Annotated in this window: 4 protein-coding genes; 1 reads left to right on the top strand and 3 read right to left on the bottom strand. The window is 58.8% G+C overall.

Annotated elements, in window-relative coordinates:
• The 3 genes from ACH2EH_RS24070 to ACH2EH_RS24060 form a co-directional block, all read right to left on the bottom strand.
• Positions 1 to 397: AAA family ATPase (locus ACH2EH_RS24070; RefSeq protein WP_395145809.1), on the bottom strand; the 397-nt coding region annotated here is incomplete at its 3' end.
• Complete coding sequence (locus tag ACH2EH_RS24065) at positions 394 to 1,023, bottom strand: hypothetical protein (RefSeq protein ID WP_395145807.1); 630 nt, start codon at positions 1,021 to 1,023, stop codon at positions 394 to 396. The genes ACH2EH_RS24065 and ACH2EH_RS24070, both read right to left, overlap by 4 nt.
• On the bottom strand, positions 1,020 to 1,685 hold the full coding sequence (locus tag ACH2EH_RS24060) for an outer membrane lipoprotein carrier protein LolA (RefSeq protein ID WP_395145805.1): 666 nt from the start codon (positions 1,683 to 1,685) through the stop codon (positions 1,020 to 1,022). Before ACH2EH_RS24060 ends, ACH2EH_RS24065 begins: the two co-directional genes overlap by 4 nt.
• 55 nt (positions 1,686 to 1,740) lie before the next feature.
• Here ACH2EH_RS24060 and ACH2EH_RS24055 point away from each other — a divergent pair, with 55 nt between their 5' ends.
• Complete coding sequence (locus tag ACH2EH_RS24055; protein WP_395145803.1) at positions 1,741 to 2,694, top strand: ADP-ribosylglycohydrolase family protein; 954 nt, start codon at positions 1,741 to 1,743, stop codon at positions 2,692 to 2,694.
• The last annotated feature ends 143 nt before the right edge of the window (positions 2,695 to 2,837 follow it).

Here is a 2,837-nt window from a genome sequence, read left to right as displayed (position 1 = left end):
TGCCTCGCTCTACCAGTGTCGAGCCCTCGAACGTAATGCTCTCATTTTTCAGGAGAGGGTCGTTGCGAAAAAATCCCTGATCCATGGGAAGCTCATTGGGCCCCGGTAGTCCCGCCGTGAGCGTGTAGGAGAGTCCGCCAGTGAGCTGTACCCCGAGCGTCAGCTCCCGAGACTCCGAGCGCTTGCGCGGCCCCGCCCAGAGTACCGATGGCATTCCCCCCTCATCGGCGAGTGCCTGAGCGAGGTTGCCCACCGCCGCTGCATGGAGCAAGTAGACCGCCCGGTAGAGATTAGATTTTCCACAGCCATTGGCTCCGGTGAGCACATTCAGCGGCCCGAGCTCCAGCCACATATCCCGCACCGAGCGGTACCCCTTCACGGAGAGCGCACTGATCATGGGGCCAGGAGAAATGCCTTTTTATCGAGCTTGGGATTAGCCTTGACATTGGTATAGCTCTCCACGAGAGAGAGACTCTGGCGCTGGTTGCTGGTATTGATCTCCAGCCGACGTAGCAAACGGTCGTCTTTGCCTATCGAGAACACGAGCCGTCCCTTGCCGTCTTTGGTCTCAACATCGGCGGCGACTACATCCACAAGGACACCATCCAGCGTGGTGGGCGTGGTGAATCCCAAGACCCTTGTCGTCCCCGGTCGAAGAGTGTGAACCGGGGCCGAGCGCGACGTTAGATAGAGAAAGACCGGGGCGATCAAGAGACCCGTCTGTGAGAGAGTCTCGATGATGGCTTTCTCCCCCGACTCCGCCTTGACTTTCTGGTGCTTTTTCCCATCGGCGTAGAGGCGGGTCGTGCCATCGCAAACGGAGACGATGCGTGCGCCCTGAGCGAACTTGAGCTCCACCCGTGCTTTATTGGGCTTCATGTAGACAACCGACGCCAGCGTGGTCTCGTTTCGTGCATCGCTGACCGCCTCCACTTTCACATCGGCGGAGAAAGAAAAGAGCGCCTGGTGTGCTGCCACTAAGCGATCCAGGAGCATTTGTGCGGACGGGTCTACTTGTCTCATCCGATTGCGGCTCCTTGGGCATCTTCGTCACGGAAGCCACGGGGTGGCACAAATCTCCAGAGGTCATCGGGTAAGCGCGGGTTGACTCGCAGGCTCCGGTAGTCCTCACGAATCTCGATATTTCCTTGCGTCAAAATGGCCTGGCGCAAAAGCCCCGCTTTTTCGTCGAAGCGAAGTACTGCCCGAAGGCGCTCGCGCTCCAACATAAATACCCGTAGTGCGGGCGCTTCAATAATGGTCTCACGTGTCATCTGCACCGTACTATACTCTTTCAAGAGTGACTCTAGCCCGTCTTTATCAGCCATGAGCTGTGAAAAAAAAGGCAGCGGAAGAAGCTCGTTGTTTTGAATCCCGTACGTTAGTGCATCACCGTCGGCGGGTATGGATTTAGCGTGGTAGGTTTTCGTGGGCGACAGCGCCTCGTAGACAAAGTTGTGACTTGCGACCAAGAGACATGCCCCTGCCTCACGCAGTGCTCCCTGCACCTCCATACGTAGCCGTCCGGGCCGCTTCAGAGCAATCTCTACGACTCCATTTCGCAATGTCGGCACGCCCCGCGATGTCACGCGCACCTCGACACTCAATGAGCGGAGCCCACGGTGAGCGGCAAAACAGCGGGCCAGCTCCGCTTTCACGGCAGGGTCAGCAGACGTTTCTTGCATACCGCATTATACCTTCCTCTTGACAAGAAGTTATTGTCTGTGATACTTTAATTATATGATGGATTGTAAAGACCGACTTGCCGGTGGGATTTACGGCCTTCTCGTCGGCGATGCCCTGGGCGTTCCGTATGAGTTCCACCGCCCGGAGATGATCCCGCCCTTAGATCAGATCGAGATGCAACCCCCACCGGGTTTCAAGCGTGCGCATGGCCGAACGCCTATCGGCACATGGAGCGACGACGGTGCGCAGGCGCTGGCCTTGCTGGACTCGCTGCTCACCTGCGGCGCGCTAAACTTAGACGATTTCAGCGGGCGCCTTGTCGCGTGGTACAACGAGGCTGCCTACACCCCAGACCAGCGTGTTTTCGACTGTGGTATCCAGACGGGCGACGCCATCCGCGCGCTGATGCGTGGAACACCCGCGCATGCCGCAGGGCGCACCGATGAGCTGGCGAACGGCAACGGCTCACTCATGCGCGTGCTTCCCCTAGCGCTATGGCACACCGGCACCGACCATGACCTTATCCGCAACTCTCATCTACAATCCAGTGTCACCCATGGGCACCCGCGCGCGCAAGTCTGCTGTGCGCTCTACTGTCTCTGGGCGAGAAATATTCTCGCCGACTCGCCCGATCCCTGGTCGGAAGCCGTTGGCACGCTCCGCGCCTACTACACACCACATGGCCCCTATAGCGAACAGCTAGAGTTCTCTGTCCGGCCTCTGGAAAATATCCCCGGCACAGGCGGCGGCTATGTCGTGGACTGCCTGCGCTCCGCCCGCCAAGTCCAGAGTGCGGGCGACTACGAGGCCATTGTGAAAGCCGCCGTCGCTCTAGGCAACGACACCGACACTACCGCCTGCGTCGCGGGCGGAATCGCCGGGCTTGCCTGCGGCCTTTCCGGCATTCCTCAGCGCTGGTACGAAGCACTTCAGGGCAAGGAACTAGTGGGAAATTTATGCACACGCCTTTTAGCAAGCCGGGAGTCTGCGGCGATACAGAAGCCATGAATACGCTCCGCTATCAGCCCGTCCCCTATCCGCCACCTCCGGCTCTGTAAAGAAACTTAGAGCCGGTCCTGTTGCGCACGTAAGCGCACGGGGCCGTTTTTTTATTTTGGCTTCGGGATGTAGCTCAGTTTGGTAGAGCGCTC

The sequence above is a fragment of the Armatimonas sp. genome, from assembly GCF_043760365.1.
Taxonomy (GTDB): domain Bacteria; phylum Armatimonadota; class Armatimonadia; order Armatimonadales; family Armatimonadaceae; genus Armatimonas.
The sequence above is the reverse complement of the archived record's forward strand: the minus strand, read 5'-3'. Positions and strand labels throughout refer to the sequence as shown.